Below are 23,178 nucleotides of genomic sequence, written 5' to 3'. Positions count from 1 at the left end.
CCGTACGGTTGCCCGTCACCCGCGGAGCCGCCCGCGTGGCGCTCGCCATACCAGCCGATCAAGGGCCAATTAGCCCATCTCACCGGCAGTTTTTCAACTCTGCCCTCGTGTACGGGGGTTGGGTGGTCCGGATAACGGGAAGGCCACGGTTGAGCGGCAGCGGTGACGGCGCGGTGAAGACCGTGCATATACGAGGAGGTCCCGGAATGGCGTACAGCGTGGTTCTCGGAATCGTGATCGTGGCACTGGTCGTCGCGTGCGTGATCGGCTCGTTCTGGAGTTCGGGGAGCCCCCTGGCGGTGCGGCGCCGCCACGGCCGCGGCGGCGGCGCCGGGTAGGCCCCGGAGCACCGCCGCCTCGGACCGAAGCCCGCCGGCCGTCCCGCGAGGGGTACGGCCGGCGGCTCGCTGAACGAGACAGCCCCGAACGGCACCTGAGCACCCGCACGGACGCGCGGCGGCCCTGCGGCCCGGCCGCGTCGCGCCCGCGCGGAGTTCGGACGACCGGTGCTCAGCCGGCTCGGCCGTCGCGGTGGCCGCCGCCTCCACCGCGCTTGCGCTCGTACATCTCACGGCCCGCCGCCGAACGCCGCTTCCACTCGCGGCGCATCTCCGCGCGCAGCCGCTGGTCGGTGCGCGAGGCGATCCAGGCGTTCTCCCGGAGCAGCTTGCGGTAGCTCTCCAGGCGCCGCACCGTCAGCGCCCCGTCCTCCACCGCGGCGGCCACCGCGCAGCCCGGCTCGGAATCGTGGGCGCAGTCCTGGAACCGGCACCTCCCGGCGATCCCCTCGATGTCGGCGAAGACCTGCGCGAGTCCGTCCTCCGCGTCCCACAGGCCGACGCCGCGCAGCCCCGGGGTGTCGATGAGGACGCCGCCGCCGGGCATCGGCAGCATGTCGCGCGTGGTGGTGGTGTGCCGGCCCTTGCCGTCGGCGTCACGGATGGCCTGGACCTCCTGGGCCGTCGTGCCGGTGAGGGCGTTGGCGAGGGTCGACTTGCCCGCGCCGGACTGCCCGAGCAGGACGGAACTGCCGCCCGACAGCACGGCGGCGAGCACGTCCACGCCCTCGCCGCTCTCCCCGCTGACGGCCACCACCTGGACCCCTGGTGCGGCGGCCCGGGCGTCGGCGAGAAGGTGGGTGGTGTCGTACACCAGGTCGGCCTTGGTCAGGGCGACCAGCGGCTGCGCTCCGCTCTCCCAGGCCAGGGAGGTGAACCGCTCCAGCCGGCCCAGGTCCAGCTCGGCGGCCAGTGACACGCACACCACCACATGGTCGAGGTTCGCGGCCAGCACCTGGCCCTCCGACCGCTTCGACGACGTGGACCGCACCACCGCGGAACGCCGCGGCAGCAACTCCCGCACGAACCGCGGGTCACCCTCGGCATCGACGGCGGCCCAGTCCCCGGTACACACCACCTTCATCGGATCACGCGGCACCACGAACTCGGTGTCCGCCCGGACGAACCCGCCGGCCGTCACCACATCGCACAGCCCGCGATCCACCCGCACCACCCGCCCGGGCACCAACCCGCGCTCGGCGAACGAACGGAACTCCGCCTCCCACACGTCATCCCACCCAAAGGGCACGAGAACATGCGAAGAAGCGTCACAAAAAGAGAAAGACAAGGGGAAACCCTTCAACCACAGGGCGGCCCCGGCACCCGCGCACGACAGCGCGGCAACGAAGAGGGAATCAGCCGGAGACCACAGAGGTGAACGAACCAACCGTCTGAATGCGGGCAGCAACACCCGTCGCAACGACAGCCATCGGTCAACACCTCCAGGTCACACACACGACTCGGACCAGGACCCCACAGGGCCCCGTCACCAACACCCCGCACGCTAACGCCCCCAGCGGTCCCCCGCCACCGGTTTTCCCACGCCACACCGCCAGGATCGGCGCGGGACAGGAGATCCACGTCAAGCGGACTGGTCGTGCGCAATGAGGCTTATGCTCAAGTCGGCTCCGAGGGCACCGGCCAGGCGGCGCAGCATCGGAAGGGTGGGCATCGTTCCGCCGGCTTCGAAGCGGGAGACCTGCGGCTGTTTCATCCCGCACCGCTCGGCCAGCTCGGCCTGGGACAGCCCGAGCACAGTGCGCCGGTCGTGGATGAGTCGGCCCAGCTCACGGGCGAGTGCTGTGGAGGCGTCACGCATGACTTCTCCCGGGCTCAGGCGGCCGGGGTGGCGATGGTGACGGTCGGCTCGTCCCCGGGGGCGAGGTGCATGTCGACGGTGAGGTCCAGGGCTCGGGCCAGGCGCATGATGACAGCGATAGGCGGCAGTTCGGTGGCGGTCTCGATGCCTTCGATCTCATCGGTGGTGGTGTGCAGGCGCTCGGCCAGGTCGGCCTCGCTCAGCCCGAGTTGCCTGCGCCGGTCGTGGACGGCCTTGCCCAGTGTCATGGCCAGGCTGGCTTCTTCGTAGACGCGGTCGTACTCGGTGTCGGCGTCGAGGTGTTCACCGGCCAGCCGGCGGTGGCGGCGGGTCCTCCATTCGCTGTGATTCATCGGTTCTCCTTGAGGTCGCGGCTGTAGAGGTCGTGTTCAGCGGCTGCCTGGTGTTCGGCTTCGCAGAGCCGTTGAGCGGCGTGCGCGCGGTCCACTTCGGCCTGCTCGCGCATCTTGGTCTTGCGGAACACGGTGAGCAGCACGACGCGACGATCGGGCGCGAGCCAGTAGGTGACGCGCTGGTGAGCATCGCCGAGGCGGAAGCGCAGCTCGCGGAGCTTGCCCCCCAGGTGGCGGGAGTGCGGTTCGTCAAGCGTGGTGGGCTGCTCGGCGAGCAGGTCGGCGACACGTTCGGCCTGCGTGTAGTGATGGGCGGGAAGGTCCTCCAGCCACAGCCGCACCTCCGGCTCGATCTCGACCGAGTACCACCCACTGCCCATAGCACCGATGCTATACGGCTCGGAGTGCGAGAGGGCGGCGTCGTAGCCCAGGTCGTGTGCCGTCGCCGCGACCGCAGCCACTCCGATGGCGCACACCGCGCCCCTTCGTCCTGATGCGGCGACGCGGCTGCGAAAAAGCGCCAACCGGCCGACGAGGCGGCGCAGGGCCGGCTTCCCTCGGCACGAGCGGGCCCGAGCGGGAGAGGCGGCGGCTTCCGGCACCCCCCGGGGGGAGGGTGCCGGTAGCGGCCGGCCCTGCGGGCCTCGCCGATCCGCCGCTTTCGACCGACGGGCGTCTGATGGGTCCCACGGGGCCTGCCGCGTCCCCTCGGTGACGCGTCGGCGGCGTGGCCGAGCGCGGAGCGCGTCCGGCTCCGCGGTCGAGCGGTGGTCGTCGGGATGCCCCGGAACCACCGCCCCGCCACCTGGCATCAGGGGATGACCCGTCCGCCTGGCATCAGAGGCTGACCCGTCGCCTCCGTGCTCCGCGAGCGGATCGCGGAGCACGGAGAACGGAGAACGGAGCACGGCTCGCGGAGCACGAGGCGCCGAGCACGGACCGTGGAGCGCGCCGCACGGAGTACGGAGTTCGGCCCGCGGAGCGGTCGCGGCGAACGAGGACGGCGCGCTCTTCTGCTGCCCCGTTGCGCCGTGCCGCCGCCGGTGCGACGGGCCTCGGGTCAGCGCGTGACCAGGGTGAAGCCGCCGGGGAGCACCTCGGCGGTGACGACGCCGCCGGTGGAGGTGGCGATCCTGGCGCGGGCGATGCCGTACTGGTCGTAGCTGACGACGACGCCCCGGCCGGTGCCCGGCACGGCGACGCGGACGGTGCGGCTCGTCGTGGCGACGCTGTTGAGCAACGCGACGGCGTGTCCGTTTCCGCTGGTCACCAGCTGCGAGACCAGCGGCGTCAGCAGCAGCGAGTCGAGCTGCCCCGTGCCGCCGGTCGTCGTGCCGGTGATCGAGGTGGCACCGGCGGGCAGCGATCCCGGCAGCGTGACGGGCAGCAGGGCGCCGGGGGTTGCCGCGACGCCCTGGGCGCCGCCGGCTCCGTAGCGCACGGTGCCGAGAGAGGTCCTGCCCGAGGTGAACGTCGTCCGCGCGGCGCCGCCGTCGGTGAGGTAGGCCACCGGCTGCACCATCCTGGGCTGGCCGGACGCGGACACCTGCCAGGTGAGCCGGCTGCCGGCCGGCGAACTCACGTAGGAGGTCGCGCTCCACTGGGCCTCACCGGTCCACGCCGACGCGGGCTGGACCGTCTGCGCGCCGCCGGAGAGGGCCGCCGTGTTCGCCTCGACCACCTGCTGCCCGTCGCGCTTCACGACGTGGCCCGCGGCACGGGCGGTGTCCGCGACATCGGGGTTGGCGTCCAGGGTCTCCATGGTGAGCAGGCCGTGGATGGTGGACTCGGCACCCGAGTTGAGGTTCACGGTGCCGTTGGCCGCCACGCCGTCGAAGGTGACGCCGGTCGCCGGGTCGTACGTCGGGACTCCGGCCGGGTTCTGCCCGAAGAACCAGCCGGCCGCCACCCCCGCGACCTGGCGCAGGCCGGTGCTGCCGGTGGCGTCGGCGACGGCCAGCACCGAGCGGGCCACCGCGTCGGCGCCGTAGGCGATCTGGCTGCCGTCGACCGGGGTGGGCATCCAGCCGTTGTCGGGTCCCGTCGCGGTGAGCAGGTGCGGGACGAAGACGGCGGCGTCGGCGAGGGCGGGCCGCAGCAGTGCCGGATCGTGCAGCGCGGTGGCGGCCTGCGCGAGGGCGGTCGCCATCTCGTCGCCCCAGCCTTCCCACTGCGAGGGCGACGTGGTCGAGGGGAGGAGCGCGCCGTAGGGCCAGTTCCGCGCGGAGCCCGAACCCATCGCGGCGATGCCGTCGGCCAGCTGCGACAGGGCGGTGCGGGCGGTCGAGGTGCCGCCGGCGGCCACGTAGGCCGTCAGCCCGAGCACGGCCTCGGACGAGGCGTCGGCGCCGTCGGAGATCAGCCACGTCGGCAGCTGGACGCCGTTGACGGTCTTGTACTGGCCGTGCTTCGTGAGGTTCTGCCGGTCCAGTGCCCCGACGGCCAGGTTGAGCCGCTGCTCCAGGAAGCCCGCGAAGCCGGGGTCGCTCGTGCGGAAGTCCGCGTACCCCTCGCCCAGGGCCCACAGGGTGCGGGCCAGCCAGTAGGACGATCCGGTGTCGGAGGGGTTGGGGCTGTCCGCCGGCGTCGGGGTGGGGTTGAGACGGCCGTCGGGCTGCATCCACAGCACGACGTCGCCGGCGTCGGGACCGGTGTCCGTCTGGAGGTAGGTGAGCCCTCGCAGCAGCGCCTCCGCCTGGTCGCGGCTGTGCGTGTCGCCCCACTGCTGCCAGTGGCGCAGGTAGACGACGGCCGCCCGGGCGATGTCGTCGGCGTCGTAGGCGCCCTGGCCGTAGGTGTCGGTGGAGGCGTCGTACGTGCCGCCGCCGACGGGCTGGTAGCCGCCGTCCGACTGGTGGTTGGCGTAGACCCACAGCACGCCGAGGTCGGGGTGGTCGGCCAGCTGGTAGGTGGTGTGCCCCGGCTGGGAGGGCGGTGCCACCGTCGTGGTCAGGGCGTCGAGGTGGTCCAGGTTGGTCAACGGCGCCGGCTGTGACGCCGCGGCGGGGCGCGGGGACGCCGCCGCGCTGACGGCGCTCAGCGGGGCGATCAGGGCGGCTGCCGTGGCGACGGCGGCCAGCGAGAGTTTGCGGTGTCTCAAAACATCCTCCTGATGTAGTGAATTCCCACCGACCGGAGCGCGCGCGGCCATGGTGCGGGCGCGCTCCGCGGTCGGGTTTTCTGCACTGCTCTTCCAGCTGCTCGCCGCGGGGTGCCGGCGGCAGCCGGCTGGACGGGCGCGCCGGGCCGTGGCGTGGCGCACCCGTCGTGAAGACCGTTGCCCGGACGACCCGCCGGTCCGCCGCGACCGCCGACCCGCCGGACCGCCGACCCGCCGGACCGCGGCCTACGGCGCGGCGGCCAGAAGCGGGTCCCCCGGCGCTGACGCGGGTGTCGGGGTCGGGCTGGGCGACCCGGGAGGGCACCGGCGCCTTCCCGGGTCGCCCGGTCGGTTGCTCGTCAGTGCCGTGGCCGCTCCAGCCAGACGGCCGTGTCCGGCGGCAGCGCGCCGTCCGCCAGCGGCCCGCTGGACAGCAGCACCGTGCCGTCGGCCAGGGGGACGGGGCGGTCGCCGAGGTTGGCCTGGCAGGTCAGGGAGTCCCCTCGGGTGAAGGTGAGGACGCCGGCCGGCGAGTCGGCCCAGGGCAGGGGCCCCTCGCCGGACGCCGGGTGCTCGCGCCTGATCCGCAGCGCCTCGCGGTACAGCGCCAGGGTGGAGCGGGCGTCGGCCGACTGCGCCCCGGCGGTGAGCGGCCCCCAGTGCGCGGGCTGGGTGAACCAGGTCGGAACGTCCGGCCCGGCCGGGGAGAACCCGTACGGGGGCCGCGATCCGGACCAGGGCAGCGGTACGCGGCAGCCGTCGCGGCCGCGTTCGGTGTGCCCGGAGCGTTCCCAGACCGGGTCGCGGATCTCGTCGTCGGCCACCTCGACCTGGTCGAGCCCCAGTTCCTCGCCCTGGTAGAGGTAGGCGGCGCCGGGCAGCGCGAGCATCAGCAGCGCCGCGGCCCGGGCCCGGGCGAGGCCGCGGGGCCCGCCGCCGAACCGGGTCGCGGTGCGGACGGCGTCGTGGCTGGCCAGGACCCAGGTGACCGGGGCGCCCACCGGCGCCATCGCGTCGAGCGAGTCGTCGATCACCCGCCGCAGTTCCGGCTCTCCCCACCGCGCCTCCAGGAAGGCGAAGTTGAAGGCCTGGTGCATCTCGTCGCGCCGGACGTAGCGCGCCAGCCGCTCCGGGTCGAACACCGCGGCCTCGGCGACCAGGAGGCGGTCGCCGGGGTACTGGTCGACGAGCGCCCGCCACGCCCGGTAGAGCGGATGGAGCTCCTCCCGGTCGTAGTACGGCATCAGGTGGTTGCGGTCGATGTCCAGGTGCTGCCCCGGCCCCGCGTCGGCGAGCCGCGCGTCCTTGAACAGCGCGTGCGCCACGTCGATGCGGAAGCCGTCGATGCCGCGCTCCAGCCAGAACCGCAGGACGCGCTCGAACTCGGCCGGCACCCGCGGGTCGCGCCAGTTGAGGTCGGGCTGCTCGGGCGCGTGCAGGTGCAGGTACCACTGGCCCGGCCGCCCGTCCGCGCCGGTGGTGCGCGTCCAGGCCGGGCCGCCGAAGGCGGACTGCCAGTCGTTCGGCGGCAGCCCGCCGTCGGGCCCGCGGCCGTCGCGGAAGACGTACCGTTCCCGTTCCGTGCCGCCCGGGCCGGCGGCCAGGGCGGCACGGAACCAGGGGTGGGTGTCGGCGGTGTGGTTGGGCACCAGGTCGATCAGCACGCGCAGCCCGTACGCGTGCGCCTGGGCCACGAAGCGGTCCAGGTCCTCCAGGGTGCCCAGGTCCGGGGCGACGGCGGTGTGGTCCTCGATGTCGTAGCCGCCGTCCGCCATGGGCGAGGGGTAGAACGGGGTCAGCCAGACCGCGTCGACCCCGAGGTCGCGCAGGTGCCCGAGGCGGGCGGTCGCGCCGGGGAGGTCGCCCACCCCGTCGCCGTCGCCGTCGGCGAACGCCCGCACGTAGAGCTCGTAGCAGACCGCGCCGCGCCACCACTCCGGCTCAGACATCGCCCACCCGCACCCTTCCCGAACCGCTCCCCGCCCGCGCGGCGGCCGACGGCAGGACGACGGGCAGCGTGGCGCCGCTCTCCGCCGCCCGCGTCGCCGTCTCGGCGACGGCCACCGCCGTGAGCCCCGCGTAGGCGTCGGCGACGGGGGTGCCGCCGTCGCGGGCGCAGCGGAGCAGGTCGGCGAAGGCCGCGCGCACGCTGCCCGCGTAGACGTACTGCTTGCGCGCTTCCCCGCCCAGATCGACCACGGCTTCCACGCGGTGCGGAGCGGTGCGCTCCACACCGCGACCGCGGCACGGCCCCGGTGCGCCCGCGTCCCGGTGCACGGTGACGGACACCCGGTCCTCGCCGTGCGGGGTCAGGCCGGGGACGTGCAGCAGCTCGGCGGCGCGGGCGGGCAGCTCCTGCCAGCGGCCGGCACCCTCGTCGTCGGTCCACGCCGTGACGGTGGCGTACGTCGGAATCCAGCCGGTCACCCGGGCCTCGGCGAAGCCGTAGTCGAGGCGCGTCAACTGCCTCTCGCAGCGGTGCGCGTGGGTGAACGAGTGGGTGTGCGTGGCGACCGCCCCACCGGGGTGGACGGCGGTGGCCACGACGATGTCCACCGGCCCGGCGGGGTCCCTGGCCACCGCCGCGGCCTGGACCGAGGTCGGCTCGCTGCCGAGCAGCGAGCGCGCCGCGTCGAAGAAGTGGACGCCGTGTTCGACGAGGATGCCGCCGCTGTGCGACGGGTCCCAGAACCAGTGGCCGGGGTCGAGGTCCTCGTCCGAGGCGTCGTTCTCGAAGGCGAAGCGGCGCGGGGCGTCCAGAAGGCCCTCCTCGCGCAGCCGTTCCAGCATCCGCAGCACGGGGTTGTAGCGCAGGACGTGGTCCACGACGAGAACGCCCGGCGAGGTGTCGGCCGCGTCCCGCACCTCCGCCGCTTCGGCCGCCGACACGGCGAGCGGCTTCTCGCAGAAGACGTGCTTGCCGGCGCGGAGCGCCGCGACGGCCATCGCCGCGTGCGTCGCCGGCGGGGTGGTGATGGCCACCGCGTCGACGTCCGGCCTGGCCAGCAAGGCCTCGAAGCTGTCGCACGCGGCGGTGCCGTGGGCGCCGGCGAGCCGGTCCCGGCGGGCCGGGTCGGGGTCGGCGACGGCCACGACCGCGACCCCGGGGAGGTCCCGGACGGCGTCGAGGACGTATCCGCCGAACGCTCCGCAGCCGACCAGGCCCAGCCGCACCGGCACCGCTTCTGCTCGTGGGTCGGTCATGCCCGCGGTGCCTGCTCCCCGTCGCGGTCGAGGCGGGCGACACCGATGTGGGCGTCGGCCATGCCGTAGAAGACGTACGTCACGCCGTCGATCTCCTCGATGGCCGTCGGGAACACCACGTTCGGGACCGTTCCCGAGCGCTCCTCCTCGGTCTCGGGGGCCATCAGCGGCACGGCCGAGCGGGCCAGGACGCGGGACGGGTCGGCCGGGTCGAGGATCATGGCGCCCGCGGCGTAGCTGACGCGCTGGTTCTGCTGGAACGGGTCGTCGATGGAACCGGAGACGCCGTGGTGGATGAGCAGCCAGCCCTCCTCGACGCGGATCGGCGCCGGGCCGGCACCGATCTTCAGCGCCTCCCACTCGTGGGCGCTCAGCGCCACGAGCCTGTGGTCGCGGGGACGGGTCAGCGCGGTGATGTCCTGCTCGACCTCGGTCACCGGAACGTAGGAGATCCAGATGCCGGGACGCTCGTCCGTGACGCCGGCCGGCAGGTGCACGCCCTCGCCGGGCCGCATCCACCCCAGGTCCCACATCGGGCGGTGCAGCATGGCGTAGCACGGCGTCCCGTCGGGGCCCGGGACGGGCTCGGGGAAGTGCACCACGTCCTTGTTGGGGAAGAGGTTCAGGTCCGTGTCGAGGTCGTGCTGGTAGGTGAACTGGATCGGGCCGAGGCGGTGCCAGTCGGTGAGGTTCCGCGACACCGCGAGAGCGGGCTTCGGACCCATCGGCCCGTAGGCGACGTAGGACATCACGTACTGGCCCAGGCTCGGGATCCAGGTGACGCGGGGGTCCTCGACGCCGGCGTTGTTCTTGCCGCGCTCCCAGCCCGCGTCGGGCGCGAGGACGACACCGCGGCGCTCGACGCCCGTGGGCACGCCGTCCGCGAGGACGACCTCGGCGAGGCCGACCCGGGAGACGTTGCCCTCGGACACCAGGCGCGGCAGCAGGTGCAGCCGTCCGTCCGGAGTGCGGCCGGCGGCCGGGTTGAGGACCCCCTCCACCTCCAGCGGCTCGCCGGCGAGCGGCGACATCACGACGCCGACCCTGGTCAGGGTGTACGGAACGTGGGTGGAGGGAGCGGAGGAGGGGACGGTGGTGGTCATGGTTTAGCCCTTTACGCCGGAGCCGAGATTGGTGGAGACGAAGTGACGCTGGAACACCAGGAACAGTCCGACGACCGGAGCGGCCAGCGCGCAGGCGCCGGCCAGGATCGCGCCGAACGGGTTCGAGGCGGACGACGACACGGTGGTGATGTAGTTCGACAGGGAGACCGCGAGCGGCTCCATGCTCTGCTGCTTGGTCACCAGGAACGGCCACAGGAACTCGTTCCACGGGCCGACGAAGGTCAGCAGCGCGGCGGTGAGCAGAGCGGGCCGGATCAGCGGGAGCGCGACGCGCAGGAGGATGCGGAGTTCGGTCGCGCCGTCGATCCTGGCGGCTTCGAAGAGCTCGCGCGGGAGTTGCAGGAAGTACTGCCGGAACACGAACACCGCGGTGGAGTTGATCGTGAACGGCAGGATCATGCGAGGTAGGAGTCGGAGAGGCCGTAGTCGCGCGCGATCAGCACGTACAGCGGGATGGTCAGCAGCTGGAAGGGCACGATCTGCACCAGCAGCATGGTGTTGAACAGCAGGTTCTTGCCCCTGAACTGCAGCTGCGCCAGCGCGTAGCCGGCCATCGAGCCGAACACGAGGGTGCCGAGGATGACGCCGCCGGTGAAGATGCCGGAGTTCAGCAGCGACCGGCCCAGGTCGATCGCCTGGTTGATGTTCCGGTAGTTGGCGAACGTCAGGTTGCCCGGGTGGGGCAGCACGCCGGAGAGGCCGGAGTCGGTGTGGGTCTGCAGCGAGCCCACGACCATGTAGTAGAAGGGGAAGAGGAACGCCAGCGCGCCCGCGAGGAGGAGCAGCAGCCGCCAGCTCCGCCCGCGTACACGGGGAGAACGCGGTTCGTCCGCGCCGGCCGGTGTCCGGTCGGCTGCCGCGCGGGGCCGCTGCCGCTCGCCCGTCGCCCGGGTTTCGAGGTCCACCATCAGTCACGCTCCAGGAATCGACGGCTGACCAGGGCCACGATGAGCACTCCGATGATCAGCAGGACCCCGAGTGCCGAGGCGAAGTCGGGATGGTTCTGCTCGATCCCCTTCTGGTACATGAGCAGCACCGGGGAGTCGGAGGCCCCCGCGGGCCCGCCGCCACCGGTCAGCAGGTACGGCTCGGTGAAGAGGTTGGCGCCGGTGACCAGGGAGAGCAGCGTCACGAGCGTCGTCGCCGAACGCACCCCCGGGACCGTGACCGACCAGAACGACCGCCACTTCGTCGCGCCGTCGACGGAGGCGGACTCGTACAGCTCCTTCGGCACGTTCTGCAGCGCGGCCAGGTAGAGCAGGATGTAGAAGCCGAGCTGCTTCCAGGTCACGAACAGCGCGATGGACGGCATGGCGAGATGCGCGTTGACCAGCCACGACGGGTTGGGCGCCAGGGAGCCCAGCGTGTGGTTGACCAGTCCCGTGGAGTTGAAGAGGAACAGCCACACGCCGACCACCGCGACGCTCGCCGTGACGTAGGGGACGTAGTAGCTGACGCGGAAGAACTTGCGGAACGGGATGGCCGCGTTCAGCGCGACGGCGAGCACCAGGGACAGCAGGACCGTCAGCGGCACGTTGACGACGAGGAAGACGAGGATGTTGCCGAACGCCTGGCGCACCGCCGGGTCGCTGAGGACGTCGGTGTAGTTCGACAGTCCGACGAACGGCCGGTCGACGGTCGCGCCGGGGGCCGCGAAGAAGTACCGGTGGAAGGAGATCCACACGGCCAGCCCGAGCGGGTAGGCGAAGACCACCGCGAGGAAGACGGCGTAGGGCGCGGAGAAGAGGATGCCGATCGGCTGGCGGCCCACCAGGGCCGTCAGCCGGCGGACCCGGCCCTGTGCTTTGGGTGTAGTGAGCTGACTCATCGTACGTTCCTCAGCTCACTACTTCTGAGCTGCGAGCTTGTTCGCCTGGGCGGCGGTCTGGGAGAGGAACTGCTGGGTGCTGTTCTGGCCGCTGATCACCGACTTCTCCCAGCCGTTGCGGAAGTCCTGCCAGATCGTGACCGACTGCGAGAGCTGCGGGACCTCGACGGTGCGCGCGGCGGCCGAGGCGAAGTCGTTGTAGGACGGGTTCTTCGCGAAGTAGCTCGCGTAGGTCTTCTGCAGGTCGGTCCGCATGGGCATCTGCCCGGTCATGTCGAGCAGCTTGCCGTCCTGCTCCTGGCTGGTGGCGAACTTCAGCACGTCCCAGGCCGTCCCCTGGTTCTTGCAGGACGCGTACATCGCCGCGTTCTTCGCGTCGCTGAAGGTGTGGGCCTGGGCCGCCGGCGTGGCCTGCGCGGTGGGCACCGGCACCTCACCCCAGTCGACCTTGTTCTGGTAGGTCGAGATGGCCCACGGGCCGACGATGGCCATGGCGGAGGTGCCGTCGGCGAAGGCGTCGCCGTTGTAGGACTCCTTGCCGGCCAGGTTGTCCGCGTACAGCGTGTGCCAGAAGTCGGCCACCTGCTCGCCGGCGGCGGAGTCGAACTGCGCCTTGCCGTTCTCCACCAGCTCCTTGCCGCCGGTCTCGGCCGCGAACATCGGGTAGAAGTCGTACCACGGCTGGTAGAACTCGCTGGTGGGCGACGGGTAGATGGCGTACTTGGCGGCGCCGGAGGAGACGACCTTCTTCGCCGTCGAGAGGAACTGCGTGTAGGTGCTCAGCGGCGGGTTCTTCGGGTCGATGCCCGCCTTCTGGAAGATCTTCTTGTTGTAGAAGATCATCACCGGGTTCGACTTCCACGGCATCTGGTAGAAGTTGCCGTCCGACGACTTGTACTGGTCCGCCGTGGCGCCGGTGCGCGCCTGGATGTAGGAGGCGGCGCCGGGGAACTTGTTGAGCGGCACCAGGCCGCCCATCTGCTGGAACTGCGGAACCGACGCCGGCGAGGTGTTGAAGATCAGGCACGGCTCGGTGCCGGCGGTGATCGCCGCGCCGATGACCTCCTCGGACGAGGTGCCGGTGGGGACCTGCCGGGCGGTGATCTTCTCCGTGGGATGCGCCTTGTTCCAGGCGGCGACCATCTGGTTGCCCCAGCCGATCTCCTGGGCGTTGTTCGAGTACCAGATCTGGATGGGTCCGTGCGCGCCGGCGGCGTCACCGGAGGACCCGGAGGAGCCGCATCCTGTGAGGGTCGCGAGACCCATGCCTATGGCGACGGCGGACATGCAGACACGCTTCATCGAAGCTCCTACTGGGTGGAAGTCCTGGCGGGGTGAGGGGGAATGCGTGAGGACGTGACGCGCGCGGGGGCGTCACGTCATGGGCGACCCGTACGGGCGGGCCGTCGACGAGCGGACGATCAACTCGGGCGACTCCAGCTCGACGTCGGGCGCCGATCCCGAGTCCACCAGGCGGAGCAGGGTCCGCGCGGCCTCCTGGCCCCAGGCGAACGGGCTGGTGCGTACGGTGGTCAGGGTCGGATGCACGTAGGCGGCGAGTTCCGTGTCGTCGAACCCGGTCACCGAGAGCCGCTCGGGCACGAGGAGGCCGAGCTCCTGGGCGACGGCCATGCCGGCCATGGCCATCAGGTCGTTGCCGTAGACGATGGCGGTCGGCGGTTCGTCGAGGCCGAGCAGCTCCCTGGTCGCGGCGGCGCCGCCGGACGCGGTGAAGTCGGAGACCACGACCGGCCCTTCGGGCACTCCGGCCGCCGCCAGCGCGGCGCGCCAGGCGTCGCGGCGGCGCACCGAGTGCATGAACTCGACGGGCCCGGTGACGTGTGCGATGCGGGTGTGGCCCAGCGCCAGCAGGTGCTCCGTCGCCGCGGTGATGCCGGGAGCGCTGTCGTCGAGGCACACGGCGGGGAACGGCGACGGGACGTCCGAGCGGTTCAACGTCACGGCGGGCAGTTCGAGTTCGCTCAGCAGCGCGACGCGCGGGTCGCCGTGGCGGAGGTCGGTCAGGAAGACGCCGTCCACCCGCCCTTCCGTGGCGAGTCGGCGGTAGGCGGCGGCGTCCTCCGCGGGGTGTTCGAGCACCTGCAGGAGGAGCGCGTAGCCCGACTTCGACAGCACGGACTCGGCACCGGCGATGAACGAGGGGTAGAACGGGTCGGAGCTCAGCAGTTCCGGCGCCCGGGCGAGGATCAGGCCGAACGCGAAGGCCCGTGACACCGCCAGCGAGCGTGCCCGCTGGTTGGGCGTCCATCCCATCTCCCGCGCCACGTCGAGGACATGCTGCCGCGTCGCCTCCGCGAGACCGGGCCGCCCGTTGAGCGCGAAGGAGACGGCGCTCTTCGACACGCCCGCACGGGACGCGACATCCGCGATGGTGACGACGCGCTTGATCACTCCGACCTGCCTCCTCAACGGCTATTTAAAGCGGTTTAGTTGCTACGGTTCGGCAATTTCAACCTGCTCCACGGCGCGGGGTCAAGATCAATCTCGGTAACGTATCGGCAACAAAGGAGTCGAACACACGTCCGCGTAGGGTGCGTGGGCAGGACGGCGGCGGCGCCCTTCCGGGGCCTCAGGACCCGGGCCCCAGCCCTCCGGCGGCACCCTCGGAACCCGCGGCGGGGCCGGTGTCCAGGCCGATCCGGGGTGCGGCTCAGCGGCTCGCCGCGCAGGGCCCGTTGCCCCCGTTCCGACTTGGGCGGGCAGCCGCGCGCGACCTGTCGGCGCGGGGCGGCGAGGCACCCTGCCGGGCGGTGTTGGACAAAGCAACAACGTTATCTATAGTCCTCCTTGCCCCCGCTTCAGCATGTGCGCGGAGCCAGGTCCCCAGTCGGCGGACCGATCCCCACGCCTCCTGGGCCGAGTTCGGTCTGCCCAGGTCAGGGCAGCCGAACTCCGCGTCGACGCGGGGCCGGCAGGCACGGCCGCCACCACGCCGGAGTGGGTGGCGCGCCACCGGCAGCCGTCTCGGCCGAGACGGCCCCGAGCCGGCCCCGAGCCCGCGAGGCGACCGGTCCCCCGGACAGCCTCCGGACGGCCCCGGACGACAGCACCTGGACAGCACCCGCTCCGCGCCCACCGACCGCCGGCCCGCCCCGACTTCCCCGATCAGAGGCGGCCGGCCCCCACGTCACCCGCCCGGCGCGACACCGAAAGGAGCACCATCCGCATGGACCTCCTCGCCAGCACCGCCCGCCGCCACGGCAGGGGGCCGGCCACCGCCGCGCCCGCCCCGCTCGGACCGGACCCGCGGGCGAGCCGCAGGCCGGACCGCGGACGGGCGCCCGCCCGGACGCCCCTCCCGCGCGGACCGTCCGCTTGCCCTCGCGACCGCCAGGGGTACGGTGACCACCGGAGACGGGGCCGCCGTCTTCCGCGCCACCGTCCCTCTGGCAGCATGACGGCGACAGGACCCCTCACGGCGCCCCACCTCACCCGTGGGATCCCGGCCACCGCCCGGGGACCCGCACCCGCCCACCCTCCCTCCGGCGCGAACGCGCCATGAAGGACCCGCGCGCACACCACCAGCGCGGCCCGACGCCGCCGGCCCGCGGCAGGCTCGGCCGGTGGCCGCACGGCGCCTCCGTGCCGGACGCCACCCGACGGCCTCCGTCGGACGGCGCGGCCGGACGGCCGGCCACCGGCCGAGCCGGCCGCGACGTCCGGACCCCGAAGCGGCCGCGCAGCCCGGACCTCACACGACCACGCGGGTGGCCGACCGGCCACCGCCGGCCGCCTCCCGCCGACTCCCCGCACCAGCAACCCGTAAGGCAGGCCATGCCCGACTACTCCCGCCTCGTGAAGGCCTACGACATCCGCGGTGAAGTGCCGTCGCAGTTGAACACCGGCATCGCCGCCGATCTCGGCGCGCTGTTCATCCGCCTCACCGGCGCGGACCGGATCGTCATCGCCCGGGACATGCGCGCCACCTCCCCCGCCCTGGCCGAGGCGTTCATCGAGGGGGCCACCGGCGCCGGGGCCGACGTCGTCGACGCCGGACTCGGCTCGACCGACTACCTGTACTTCGCCTCCGGCAGCCTGGACCTGCCCGGCGCGATGATCACCGCCAGCCACAACCCCGCCCAGTACAACGGCATCAAGCTCTGCCGGGCCGGGGCCGCCCCCATCGGTGAGGACACCGGCCTCGCCCTGGTCCGCACCTGGCTGGAGACCGGCGACGTCCCCGAACCGGCGGCGGCGCGCGGTTCCGTCAGCCGTCAGGACCTGCTGCCGCAGTACACGGCCCACCTGAACTCGCTGGTCGACCTGCGCGGCATCCGCCGCCTCAAGGTCGTCGCGGACGCCGCCAACGGCATGGCCGGACACACCGTCCCCGCGGTCTTCGCCAACCTGCCGATCGACCTGGTGCCGATGTACTTCGACCTGGACGGCACCTTCCCCCACCACGAGGCCAACCCGCTGGAGCCGAAGAACCTGGTCGACCTCCAGGCCGAGGTCCGCCGCACCGGCGCCGACATCGGGCTCGCCTTCGACGGGGACGCCGACCGGTGCTTCTTCGTCGACGAGACCGGCCGGGCCGTCCCGCCGTCGGCGATCGTCGGGCTGGTCGCCGCCCGCGAACTGGCCAAGGACCCGGGATCGGCGATCGTCCACAACGTCATCACCTCGGCCGCCGCCGTCGAGATCATCCGCGAGCACGGCGGCACCCCCGTCCGCTCGCGCGTGGGCCACTCCTTCATGAAGGCCCTGATGGCCGAGCACAACGCGGCCTTCGGCGGCGAGCACTCCGGGCACTACTACTTCCGCGAGTTCTGGCGCGCCGACACCGGCATGCTCACCGCCCTGCACGTCCTGGCCGCCCTCGGCGAAGCGGACCGGCCGCTGTCGCGACTGGTCGCCGACTACTCCCGCTACACCGCCTCCGGCGAGATCAACTCCGAGGTCGCCGACGTGCCCGCGACGCTGGACCGGGTGGAGGCCGCCTACCTGGGGCGCGACGGGGCGACCCTCGACCGGCTCGACGGTCTGACCGTCGGCCTCGGCGGCGGACGCTGGTTCAACCTCCGTCCCTCCAACACCGAACCGCTGCTGCGGCTCAACGTCGAAGCCCCGGACCAGCAGGCCATGGAAGCCCTGCGCGACGAGGTCCTCGCCCTGCTCCGCTGACCGCCCGCTCCCCCTCTCCTGCCCGGCCGCCCGGTTGCCCGGTTGCCCGGTTGCCCGCGGAAGCCCGCGGCCGACCGGCGACCGGCGACCGGGCAGGACCGGCGCTCGGCGTCCGGTCGGTGCGGGCGCACCCGGCGGGGTGGGCACCCGCGGTGAGGGCGCGGGGTCCCGGGGAACTGTCCGGAATCCGCCCTCGGCGGGCCGCGGGGGCGGGAGTCCCGCACCCAAAGGTTGCGGCGGACCACTTCCCAAGGCGTTGACGGCCTGTTAGCTTCGCGTTGTGGGAGCGCTCCCACACCTGCCGTCCCCGACTGCCGACGCTCACCGGAAGCAGTGGTGGACGGCATCCCGGGCTGCCCGACTGCCGTGTACACAGGGTCAGTTGACGCCTGATCACGACGGGCAGCGGGTCGCCCGACCGCTCCGCGCAGGACAGCACCGAACCGAAGTGCACCGGCTTCCAGAAAAGCTCGACGGGGCGCGTCGCCCGCCCCCACCCCAGATCCGGCAGCGGGCACGTGACACCCGATCACCTGAACAGCTGAACAGCTGAACAGCTGAACACCCGACCCGGCACCGGTCCTGAGCCGCATCCGGCTCGGGCGCCGGCCGTCACCGGTCGCAGCCGAACCCGGCCGCAGCCGAACCCCGGTCGCAGCCGACGCCCGGTCGCAGCCGACGCCCGGTCAGCAGCAGCGCCACCTCGCAGCAAGCACGGACCCTGGCCCACGCCCCCACGGCAGGACCAGGGACCGGTCATCCCCCCACAGCGGCAAGGAGAACAAGGCGTCATGGCCAAACCCGTATCCCGGAGGCGGTTCGCCACCGCCGTCGGCGGCGCGCTGATAGCCGCTGCCGCCGCGCCCACCGTGGCGAGATCCGCCTCCGCCCCCACCGACGGCAACGCCGCACCGGCCGCCGCCGCGACGGACGCGTACACGCAGCAGTTCCTGACCCAGTACAACAAGATCAAGGACCCGGCGAACGGCTACTTCAGCAAGGACGGGATTCCGTACCACTGCGTGGAGACGCTGATCGTCGAGGCGCCGGACCACGGGCACCAGACGACGTCCGAGGCGTTCAGCTTCTGGTTCTGGCTGGAGGCCACCTACGGCCGGGTGAGCGGCGACTGGACGGCGTTCAACAACGCCTGGACCACGGCCGAGCACTACATCATCCCGCAGCACGTCGACCAGCCGTCCAACAGCTCGTACAACGCCTCCTCGCCGGCGACCTACGCCCCGGAGTGGCCCGACCCCAGCTCCTACCCCAGCCCGCTCGACTCGTCCGTCTCGGTCGGGCAGGACCCGCTGGCCGGCGAGCTGACGTCGACGTACGGCACGTCGGACATCTACGGCATGCACTGGCTGATGGACGTCGACAACGTGTACGGCTACGGCAACACGCCGGGCACCGGCGCGGAGAACGGCCCCGGAGCCGGCCCGTCGTACATCAACAGCTACCAGCGGGGCGCCCAGGAGTCGGTGTGGGAGACGATCCCGCAGCCGTGCACCGACCTGATGAAGTACGGCGGGACGAACGGGTATCTCGACCTGTTCGTCAAGCAGAGCGACGCCTACGCGAAGCAGTGGAAGTACACCAACGCCCCGGACGCCGACTCCCGCGCCGTCCAGGCCGCGTACTGGGCACTGCGCTGGGCCACCGCGCAGGGCGCGCAGGGCCAGGTCGCCCCCTCGGTGCAGAAGGCGGCCAAGATGGGCGACTTCCTGCGGTACGCGCTGTTCGACAAGTACTTCAAGCAGATCGGCAGCTGCACCAGCCCCACCGGGTGCTCCCCCGGCTCCGGCCGCAGCTCCGAGCACTACCTGCTGGCCTGGTACTACGCCTGGGGCGGGGCGGAGCCCGGCGGCGGCTGGGCCTGGCGGATCGGCGACGGCGCCTCGCACCAGGGGTACCAGAACCCGCTGGCCGCCTACGCCATGTCCACCGTGGCCTCGCTGACGCCCACCTCGCCCACCGCGCAGAGCGACTGGTCCAAGAGCCTGACCCGGCAGCTGGAGTTCTACCGGTGGCTGCAGTCCGCCGAGGGCGCCATCGCGGGCGGCTGCACCAACAGCTGGAACGGCGCCTACGGCACCCCGCCGGCGGGCACCCCCACCTTCTACGGCATGGCCTACGACTGGGAGCCGGTCTACCACGACCCGCCGAGCAACAACTGGTTCGGCATGCAGGCCTGGTCGATGGAGCGCGTCGCGGAGTACTACTACGTGACCGGCGACGCCACCGCCAAGACCCTGCTGGACAAGTGGGTGAAGTGGGCCTCCTCCGTCACCACGGTCACGGCCACCGGTTTCCAGATCCCGTCCGACCTGAGCTGGACCGGGCAGCCCGACACCTGGAGCTCGACCAGCCCCGGAAGCAACGCCGGGCTGCACGTCTCGGTGACCGACTACGGCAACGACGTCGGCGTCTGCGCCGCGTACGTCAAGACGCTGACGTACTACGCCGCCAAGTCCGGCGACACCGCGTCCGCGGGCCTCGCCAAGAGCCTGCTCGACGCGATGGCGACGATGGCCGACTCCAAGGGCATCTCGGTGCCGGAGACCCGCAAGGACTACAACCGGTTCGGCGACACGGTGTACGTGCCGTCCGGCTGGTCGGGCAAGATGCCCAACGGGGACGCGATCAAGCCCGGCGTCACGTTCCTGGACATCCGGTCCTGGTACAAGAGCGACCCGGACTTCCCGAAGGTCCAGGCGTACCTCAACGGCGGCGCGGTGCCCTCGTTCACCTACCACCGCTTCTGGGCCCAGGCCGACATCGCGATGGCCTTCGCCGTGTACGGCGAGCTCATCGTCGGCGGCACCAGCAGCGGGGACACGACCGCTCCCAGCGCGCCGACCGGCCTGAAGGTGTCGGGGACGACGAGCAGCACGGTGTCGCTGACGTGGACCGCCGCCACCGACAACGTGGCCGTCACCGGCTACAACGTGTACCGGGGCAGCACGCTCGCCGGCAGCTCGACGACGACCTCGTTCACCGACACGGGGCTGGCGGGGTCCGCGCAGTACTCGTACACGGTCAAGGCGTTCGACGCGGCCGGGAACCTGTCGGCGGCCTCCAGCGCCGTGACGGCCACCACGACGGCCGGCAGCGGGGACACCACGCCTCCCTCGGCTCCGACGAACCTCGCGGTGTCGGGCACCACGGCCACCGGCGTGTCGCTGACGTGGACCGCCGCCACCGACAACGTGGGCGTGACCGGCTACGACGTCTACCGCGGCTCCACCCTCGCGGGCAGCTCGACCACGACCTCGTTCACCGACTCCGGCCTGACCGCGGCCACGCAGTACTCCTACACGGTCAAGGCGAAGGACGCGGCCGGGAACGTCTCGGCGGCCTCCGGCGCGGTGACGGCGACCACGCTGTCCGGCTCGACCGGCGGCGGCTCGGTGAAGGTGCAGTACAAGAACAACGACAGCTCCCCGAGCGACAACCAGATCAAGCCGGGCCTGCAGCTGGTCAACACCGGCACCAGCGCGCTGACCCTGTCGACGGTGACCGTCAGGTACTGGTTCACCGGCGAGTCGGGGGCCTCCACCTACAGCACCTACATCGACTACGCGGCGCTCGGGTCGTCGAACGTCACCACGAAGGTGGTGTCCACCACGGCCAGGACCGGCGCGGACCACTACCTGGAGATCGGCTTCACCAGCGGCGCCGGAAGCCTCGCCGCCGGCAAGAACACCGGCGACATCCAGACCCGGCTGAACAAGACGGACTGGTCGAACTTCAACGAGGCCAACGACTACAGCTACGGCACCAACACCTCGTACGCGGACGCGCCCAAGATCACCGTGTACGTCAACGGCACCCTCGCCTACGGCACCGAGCCGTAGAGATCCGGCTCGCCCCTCGCGTGTGGGGGGCGGTGGCCCCGCCCCCCACACGACCCACCGCCCACCACCAACCCGACCTCCTCGAAGGAGTCAGTCGTGCCCTTCTCCCCCCACGGGCTCTCCCGCCTCCGCACGTCGCGGCCGACACACCCCTCGCGCGGAAAGCGGCTCGGCGGCGTGCTCGCCGCCCTCACGGCAGGTGCCGTGGGGCTGGCCGCGTTCGTGGCGGCCCCCACCGCCTCCGCGGCGACCTCCACCCTGGGCCAGCTCGCCGCCGGCCACGGCAGGTACTTCGGCACGGCACTCGACAACAACCACCTGTCCGACAGCTCCTACACGTCGCTCGTCGGCAGCGAGTTCAACGCGATCACCCCCGAGAACTCGATGAAGTGGGACACGATCGAACCGTCGCAGGGCCAGTTCAACTTCTCCTCGGGCGACGCGATCGTCAGCTTCGCCCAGCAGCACAACGAGATCGTCCGCGGCCACAACCTCGTCTGGCACAGCCAGTTGCCGAGCTGGGTGTCCAACCTGCCGACCTCGCAGGTGCAGGCGGCGATGGAGAACCACATCACCAAGGAAGCCACCCACTACAAGGGCGAGGTCTACGCCTGGGACGTCGTCAACGAGCCCTTCAACGACGACGGCACCTACCGCACCGACGCCTTCTACAACGCCATGGGCAGCGGCTACATCGCCGACGCGCTGAAGACCGCCCACGCGGCCGACCCCAACGCCAAGCTGTACCTGAACGACTACAACATCGAGGGCACCGGCGCCAAGGCCGACGCCATGTACAACCTGGTCAGCTCGCTCAAGTCGCAGGGCGTGCCGATCGACGGCGTCGGGTTCGAAACCCACCTCGACATCCAGTACGGCTTCCCGACCAGCATGCAGCAGAACATGCAGCGGTTCGCCAACCTGGGGCTGGACGTCGCGGTCACCGAGCTGGACGTCCGCCTGACGCTGCCGCGCGACTCCTCCAAGGACGCCACGCAGGCGACGTACTACAGCAACGTCACCAACGCCTGCCTGGCGGTCTCGCGGTGCGTCGGCATCACCACCTGGGAGCCCACCGACAAGTACTCCTGGGTGCCGGACACCTTCTCCGGCGAGGGCGCCGCCTGCCTGTACGACGACAACCTGCAGACCAAGCCCGACTACACCGCCGTCTACAACGACCTCGCGGCCGGCCAGAGCGGGGACACGACTCCTCCGTCCGCGCCGAGCGGTCTGACGGTGTCGGGGACGACGAGCAGCAGCGTGTCCCTGTCGTGGTCTCCCGCCACGGACGCCGTCGGCGTGACCGGGTACGACGTCTACCGCGGCTCGACACTGGCGGGCAGCACCACCACCACGACCTTCACCGACTCCGGTCTCACCCCCTCCACCGCCTACACCTACACCGTCAAGGCCAAGGACGCCGCCGGGAACGTCTCCGCCGCCTCCACCGCGGCCACCGCCACCACCCAGGCCGGCAGCGGCACCGGCGACACCACGCCTCCCTCGGCTCCGACGAACCTCGCGGTGTCGGGGACGACGAGCAGCAGCGTGTCCCTGACCTGGACCGCGGCCACCGACAACGTGGGCGTGACCGGGTACGACGTCTACCGGGGCTCCACGCTCGCGGGCAGCTCGACCTCGACCTCGTTCACCGACTCCGGCCTGACCGCCGCCACCGCCTACACCTACACCGTCAAGGCCAAGGACGCCGCCGGGAACGTCTCCGCCGCCTCCACCGCGGCCACCGCCACCACCCAGGCCGGCAGCGGCACCGGCAGCACCGGGACGCTGAAGGTGCAGTACAAGAACAACGACACGGCGCCCGGCGACAACCAGATCAAGCCCGGCCTGCAACTGGCCAACACCGGCACCTCCGCCGTGAGCCTGTCCACCGTGACCGTCAGGTACTGGTTCACCGGGGACACCGGAGCCTCCACCTACAGCACCTACATCGACTACGCCGCGCTCGGCTCCTCGAACGTCACCACGAAGGTCGCCTCCACCACGGCCAGGACGGGCGCGGACCACTACCTGGAGGTCGGCTTCACCAGCGGCGCCGGAAGCCTCGCCGCCGGCAAGAACACCGGCGACATCCAGACCCGGCTGAACAAGACGGACTGGTCGAACTTCAACGAGGCCAACGACTACAGCTACGGCACCAACACCTCGTACGCGGACGCGCCCAAGATCACCGTGTACGTCAACGGCACCCTCGTCTACGGCACCGAGCCGTCCTGACAGGAGCGGGGTGCCGGGAGGCGTTCCCGGCACCCCGCCCGGCCGGCGGGGTCCGTTCCCGCCCGGAGGGCGGTGTTCGGCCGGCCTCCGGGGCCGGGCGGGCACCGCCCTCGCCTCACAGGTCGCGGCCCAGGGTCAGCGGGAAGTGGCACGCCGCGCGGTGCGG

Annotated in this window: 17 protein-coding genes; 4 read left to right on the top strand and 13 right to left on the bottom strand. The window is 72.0% G+C overall.

The genetic code is table 11. The annotated features are described in order from the left end of the window. Nucleotides 1-206 precede the first annotated feature (206 nt). On the top strand, nucleotides 207-338 hold the full coding sequence (locus tag BS72_RS39140) for a hypothetical protein (RefSeq protein WP_265736788.1): 132 nt from the start codon (nucleotides 207-209) through the stop codon (nucleotides 336-338). Between the two features lie 172 nt (nucleotides 339-510). On the opposite strand, the gene rsgA is transcribed toward BS72_RS39140, so the two are convergent. The 13 genes from rsgA to BS72_RS08300 form a co-directional block, all read right to left on the bottom strand. After that, nucleotides 511-1,587, bottom strand: coding sequence for a ribosome small subunit-dependent GTPase A (gene rsgA, locus BS72_RS08355; protein WP_232792279.1), 1,077 nt, complete (start codon nucleotides 1,585-1,587; stop codon nucleotides 511-513). A gap of 333 nt (nucleotides 1,588-1,920) precedes the next feature. Next, complete coding sequence (locus BS72_RS08350; RefSeq protein WP_037908373.1) at nucleotides 1,921-2,157, bottom strand: helix-turn-helix domain-containing protein; 237 nt, start codon at nucleotides 2,155-2,157, stop codon at nucleotides 1,921-1,923. Nucleotides 2,158-2,171: 14 nt separating this feature from the next. Next, complete coding sequence (locus BS72_RS08345) at nucleotides 2,172-2,510, bottom strand: helix-turn-helix domain-containing protein (protein WP_037908370.1); 339 nt, start codon at nucleotides 2,508-2,510, stop codon at nucleotides 2,172-2,174. Then, on the bottom strand, nucleotides 2,507-2,890 hold the full coding sequence (locus BS72_RS08340; RefSeq protein WP_037909552.1) for a type II toxin-antitoxin system RelE/ParE family toxin: 384 nt from the start codon (nucleotides 2,888-2,890) through the stop codon (nucleotides 2,507-2,509). The genes BS72_RS08345 and BS72_RS08340 overlap by 4 nt, the downstream gene beginning before the upstream one ends. A gap of 680 nt (nucleotides 2,891-3,570) precedes the next feature. After that, nucleotides 3,571-5,610 (bottom strand): hypothetical protein, encoded by a 2,040-nt coding sequence (locus BS72_RS08335; RefSeq protein WP_037908368.1) that lies wholly within the window; start codon nucleotides 5,608-5,610, stop codon nucleotides 3,571-3,573. A 359-nt stretch (nucleotides 5,611-5,969) separates the two neighbouring features. After that, nucleotides 5,970-7,559, bottom strand: coding sequence for a glycoside hydrolase family 13 protein (locus tag BS72_RS08330; RefSeq protein WP_037908366.1), 1,590 nt, complete (start codon nucleotides 7,557-7,559; stop codon nucleotides 5,970-5,972). Beyond that, complete coding sequence (locus BS72_RS08325) at nucleotides 7,552-8,814, bottom strand: Gfo/Idh/MocA family oxidoreductase (RefSeq protein WP_037908363.1); 1,263 nt, start codon at nucleotides 8,812-8,814, stop codon at nucleotides 7,552-7,554. The genes BS72_RS08330 and BS72_RS08325 overlap by 8 nt, the downstream gene beginning before the upstream one ends. After that, nucleotides 8,811-9,917, bottom strand: coding sequence for a glycoside hydrolase family 130 protein (locus BS72_RS08320; protein WP_037908360.1), 1,107 nt, complete (start codon nucleotides 9,915-9,917; stop codon nucleotides 8,811-8,813). The genes BS72_RS08325 and BS72_RS08320 overlap by 4 nt, the downstream gene beginning before the upstream one ends. A gap of 3 nt (nucleotides 9,918-9,920) precedes the next feature. After that, a complete protein-coding gene (locus tag BS72_RS37910) occupies nucleotides 9,921-10,337 on the bottom strand; it encodes a carbohydrate ABC transporter permease (protein WP_232792278.1) in 417 nt (138 codons plus the stop codon). Next, entirely contained in the window at nucleotides 10,334-10,846 is a 513-nt protein-coding gene (locus tag BS72_RS37905) for a carbohydrate ABC transporter permease (protein WP_232792277.1), read from the bottom strand. Before BS72_RS37905 ends, BS72_RS37910 begins: the two co-directional genes overlap by 4 nt. Continuing rightward, nucleotides 10,846-11,766: a carbohydrate ABC transporter permease gene (locus BS72_RS08310; RefSeq protein WP_037908358.1), complete on the bottom strand. Its 921-nt coding sequence runs from the start codon at nucleotides 11,764-11,766 to the stop codon at nucleotides 10,846-10,848. The genes BS72_RS37905 and BS72_RS08310 overlap by 1 nt, the downstream gene beginning before the upstream one ends. Nucleotides 11,767-11,784: 18 nt before the next feature. Then, the gene (locus BS72_RS08305; RefSeq protein WP_037908355.1) at nucleotides 11,785-13,068 is read right to left on the bottom strand and encodes an extracellular solute-binding protein; all 1,284 of its coding nucleotides are present in this window, start codon (nucleotides 13,066-13,068) and stop codon (nucleotides 11,785-11,787) included. Between the two features lie 72 nt (nucleotides 13,069-13,140). After that, nucleotides 13,141-14,178, bottom strand: coding sequence for a LacI family DNA-binding transcriptional regulator (locus BS72_RS08300; RefSeq protein ID WP_107498712.1), 1,038 nt, complete (start codon nucleotides 14,176-14,178; stop codon nucleotides 13,141-13,143). A gap of 1,383 nt (nucleotides 14,179-15,561) precedes the next feature. On the opposite strand from BS72_RS08300, the gene BS72_RS08295 reads away from it, so the two are divergent. From BS72_RS08295 to BS72_RS32080, 3 genes are all read left to right on the top strand, one after another. Then, nucleotides 15,562-16,911 (top strand): phosphomannomutase/phosphoglucomutase, encoded by a 1,350-nt coding sequence (locus tag BS72_RS08295; RefSeq protein ID WP_037909548.1) that lies wholly within the window; start codon nucleotides 15,562-15,564, stop codon nucleotides 16,909-16,911. Between the two features lie 791 nt (nucleotides 16,912-17,702). Next, nucleotides 17,703-20,771 carry a glycoside hydrolase family 48 protein gene (locus tag BS72_RS08290; protein ID WP_078901150.1) on the top strand — a complete coding sequence of 1,023 codons (3,069 nt, stop codon included), beginning with the start codon at nucleotides 17,703-17,705 and terminating at the stop codon, nucleotides 20,769-20,771. Between the two features lie 96 nt (nucleotides 20,772-20,867). Beyond that, nucleotides 20,868-23,012: an endo-1,4-beta-xylanase gene (locus tag BS72_RS32080; RefSeq protein ID WP_051950815.1), complete on the top strand. Its 2,145-nt coding sequence runs from the start codon at nucleotides 20,868-20,870 to the stop codon at nucleotides 23,010-23,012. The last annotated feature ends 166 nt before the right edge of the window (nucleotides 23,013-23,178 follow it).

Origin of the sequence: Actinacidiphila yeochonensis CN732 (assembly GCF_000745345.1) — a bacterium.
Classification (GTDB): Bacteria; Actinomycetota; Actinomycetes; order Streptomycetales; family Streptomycetaceae; genus Actinacidiphila; species Actinacidiphila yeochonensis.
Note: the sequence above shows the minus strand (reverse complement) of the source record. Positions and strands in the feature narration are given on the sequence as shown.

Excerpts from the sequence above, each read along its gene's own strand:
- BS72_RS39140 (WP_265736788.1), top strand. The coding sequence starts at position 207 with ATGGCGTACAGCGTGGTTCTCGGAATCGTGATCGTGGCACTGGTCGTC.
- BS72_RS08350 (WP_037908373.1), bottom strand. The coding sequence starts at position 2,157 with ATGCGTGACGCCTCCACAGCACTCGCCCGTGAGCTGGGCCGACTCATC.
- BS72_RS08345 (WP_037908370.1), bottom strand. The coding sequence starts at position 2,510 with ATGAATCACAGCGAATGGAGGACCCGCCGCCACCGCCGGCTGGCCGGT.
- BS72_RS08340 (WP_037909552.1), bottom strand. The coding sequence starts at position 2,890 with ATGGGCAGTGGGTGGTACTCGGTCGAGATCGAGCCGGAGGTGCGGCTG.
- BS72_RS08330 (WP_037908366.1), bottom strand. The coding sequence starts at position 7,559 with ATGTCTGAGCCGGAGTGGTGGCGCGGCGCGGTCTGCTACGAGCTCTAC.
- BS72_RS08325 (WP_037908363.1), bottom strand. The coding sequence starts at position 8,814 with ATGACCGACCCACGAGCAGAAGCGGTGCCGGTGCGGCTGGGCCTGGTC.
- BS72_RS08320 (WP_037908360.1), bottom strand. The coding sequence starts at position 9,917 with ATGACCACCACCGTCCCCTCCTCCGCTCCCTCCACCCACGTTCCGTAC.
- BS72_RS37910 (WP_232792278.1), bottom strand. The coding sequence starts at position 10,337 with ATGATCCTGCCGTTCACGATCAACTCCACCGCGGTGTTCGTGTTCCGG.
- BS72_RS37905 (WP_232792277.1), bottom strand. The coding sequence starts at position 10,846 with ATGGTGGACCTCGAAACCCGGGCGACGGGCGAGCGGCAGCGGCCCCGC.
- BS72_RS08310 (WP_037908358.1), bottom strand. The coding sequence starts at position 11,766 with ATGAGTCAGCTCACTACACCCAAAGCACAGGGCCGGGTCCGCCGGCTG.
- BS72_RS08305 (WP_037908355.1), bottom strand. The coding sequence starts at position 13,068 with ATGAAGCGTGTCTGCATGTCCGCCGTCGCCATAGGCATGGGTCTCGCG.
- BS72_RS08295 (WP_037909548.1), top strand. The coding sequence starts at position 15,562 with ATGCCCGACTACTCCCGCCTCGTGAAGGCCTACGACATCCGCGGTGAA.
- BS72_RS08290 (WP_078901150.1), top strand. The coding sequence starts at position 17,703 with ATGGCCAAACCCGTATCCCGGAGGCGGTTCGCCACCGCCGTCGGCGGC.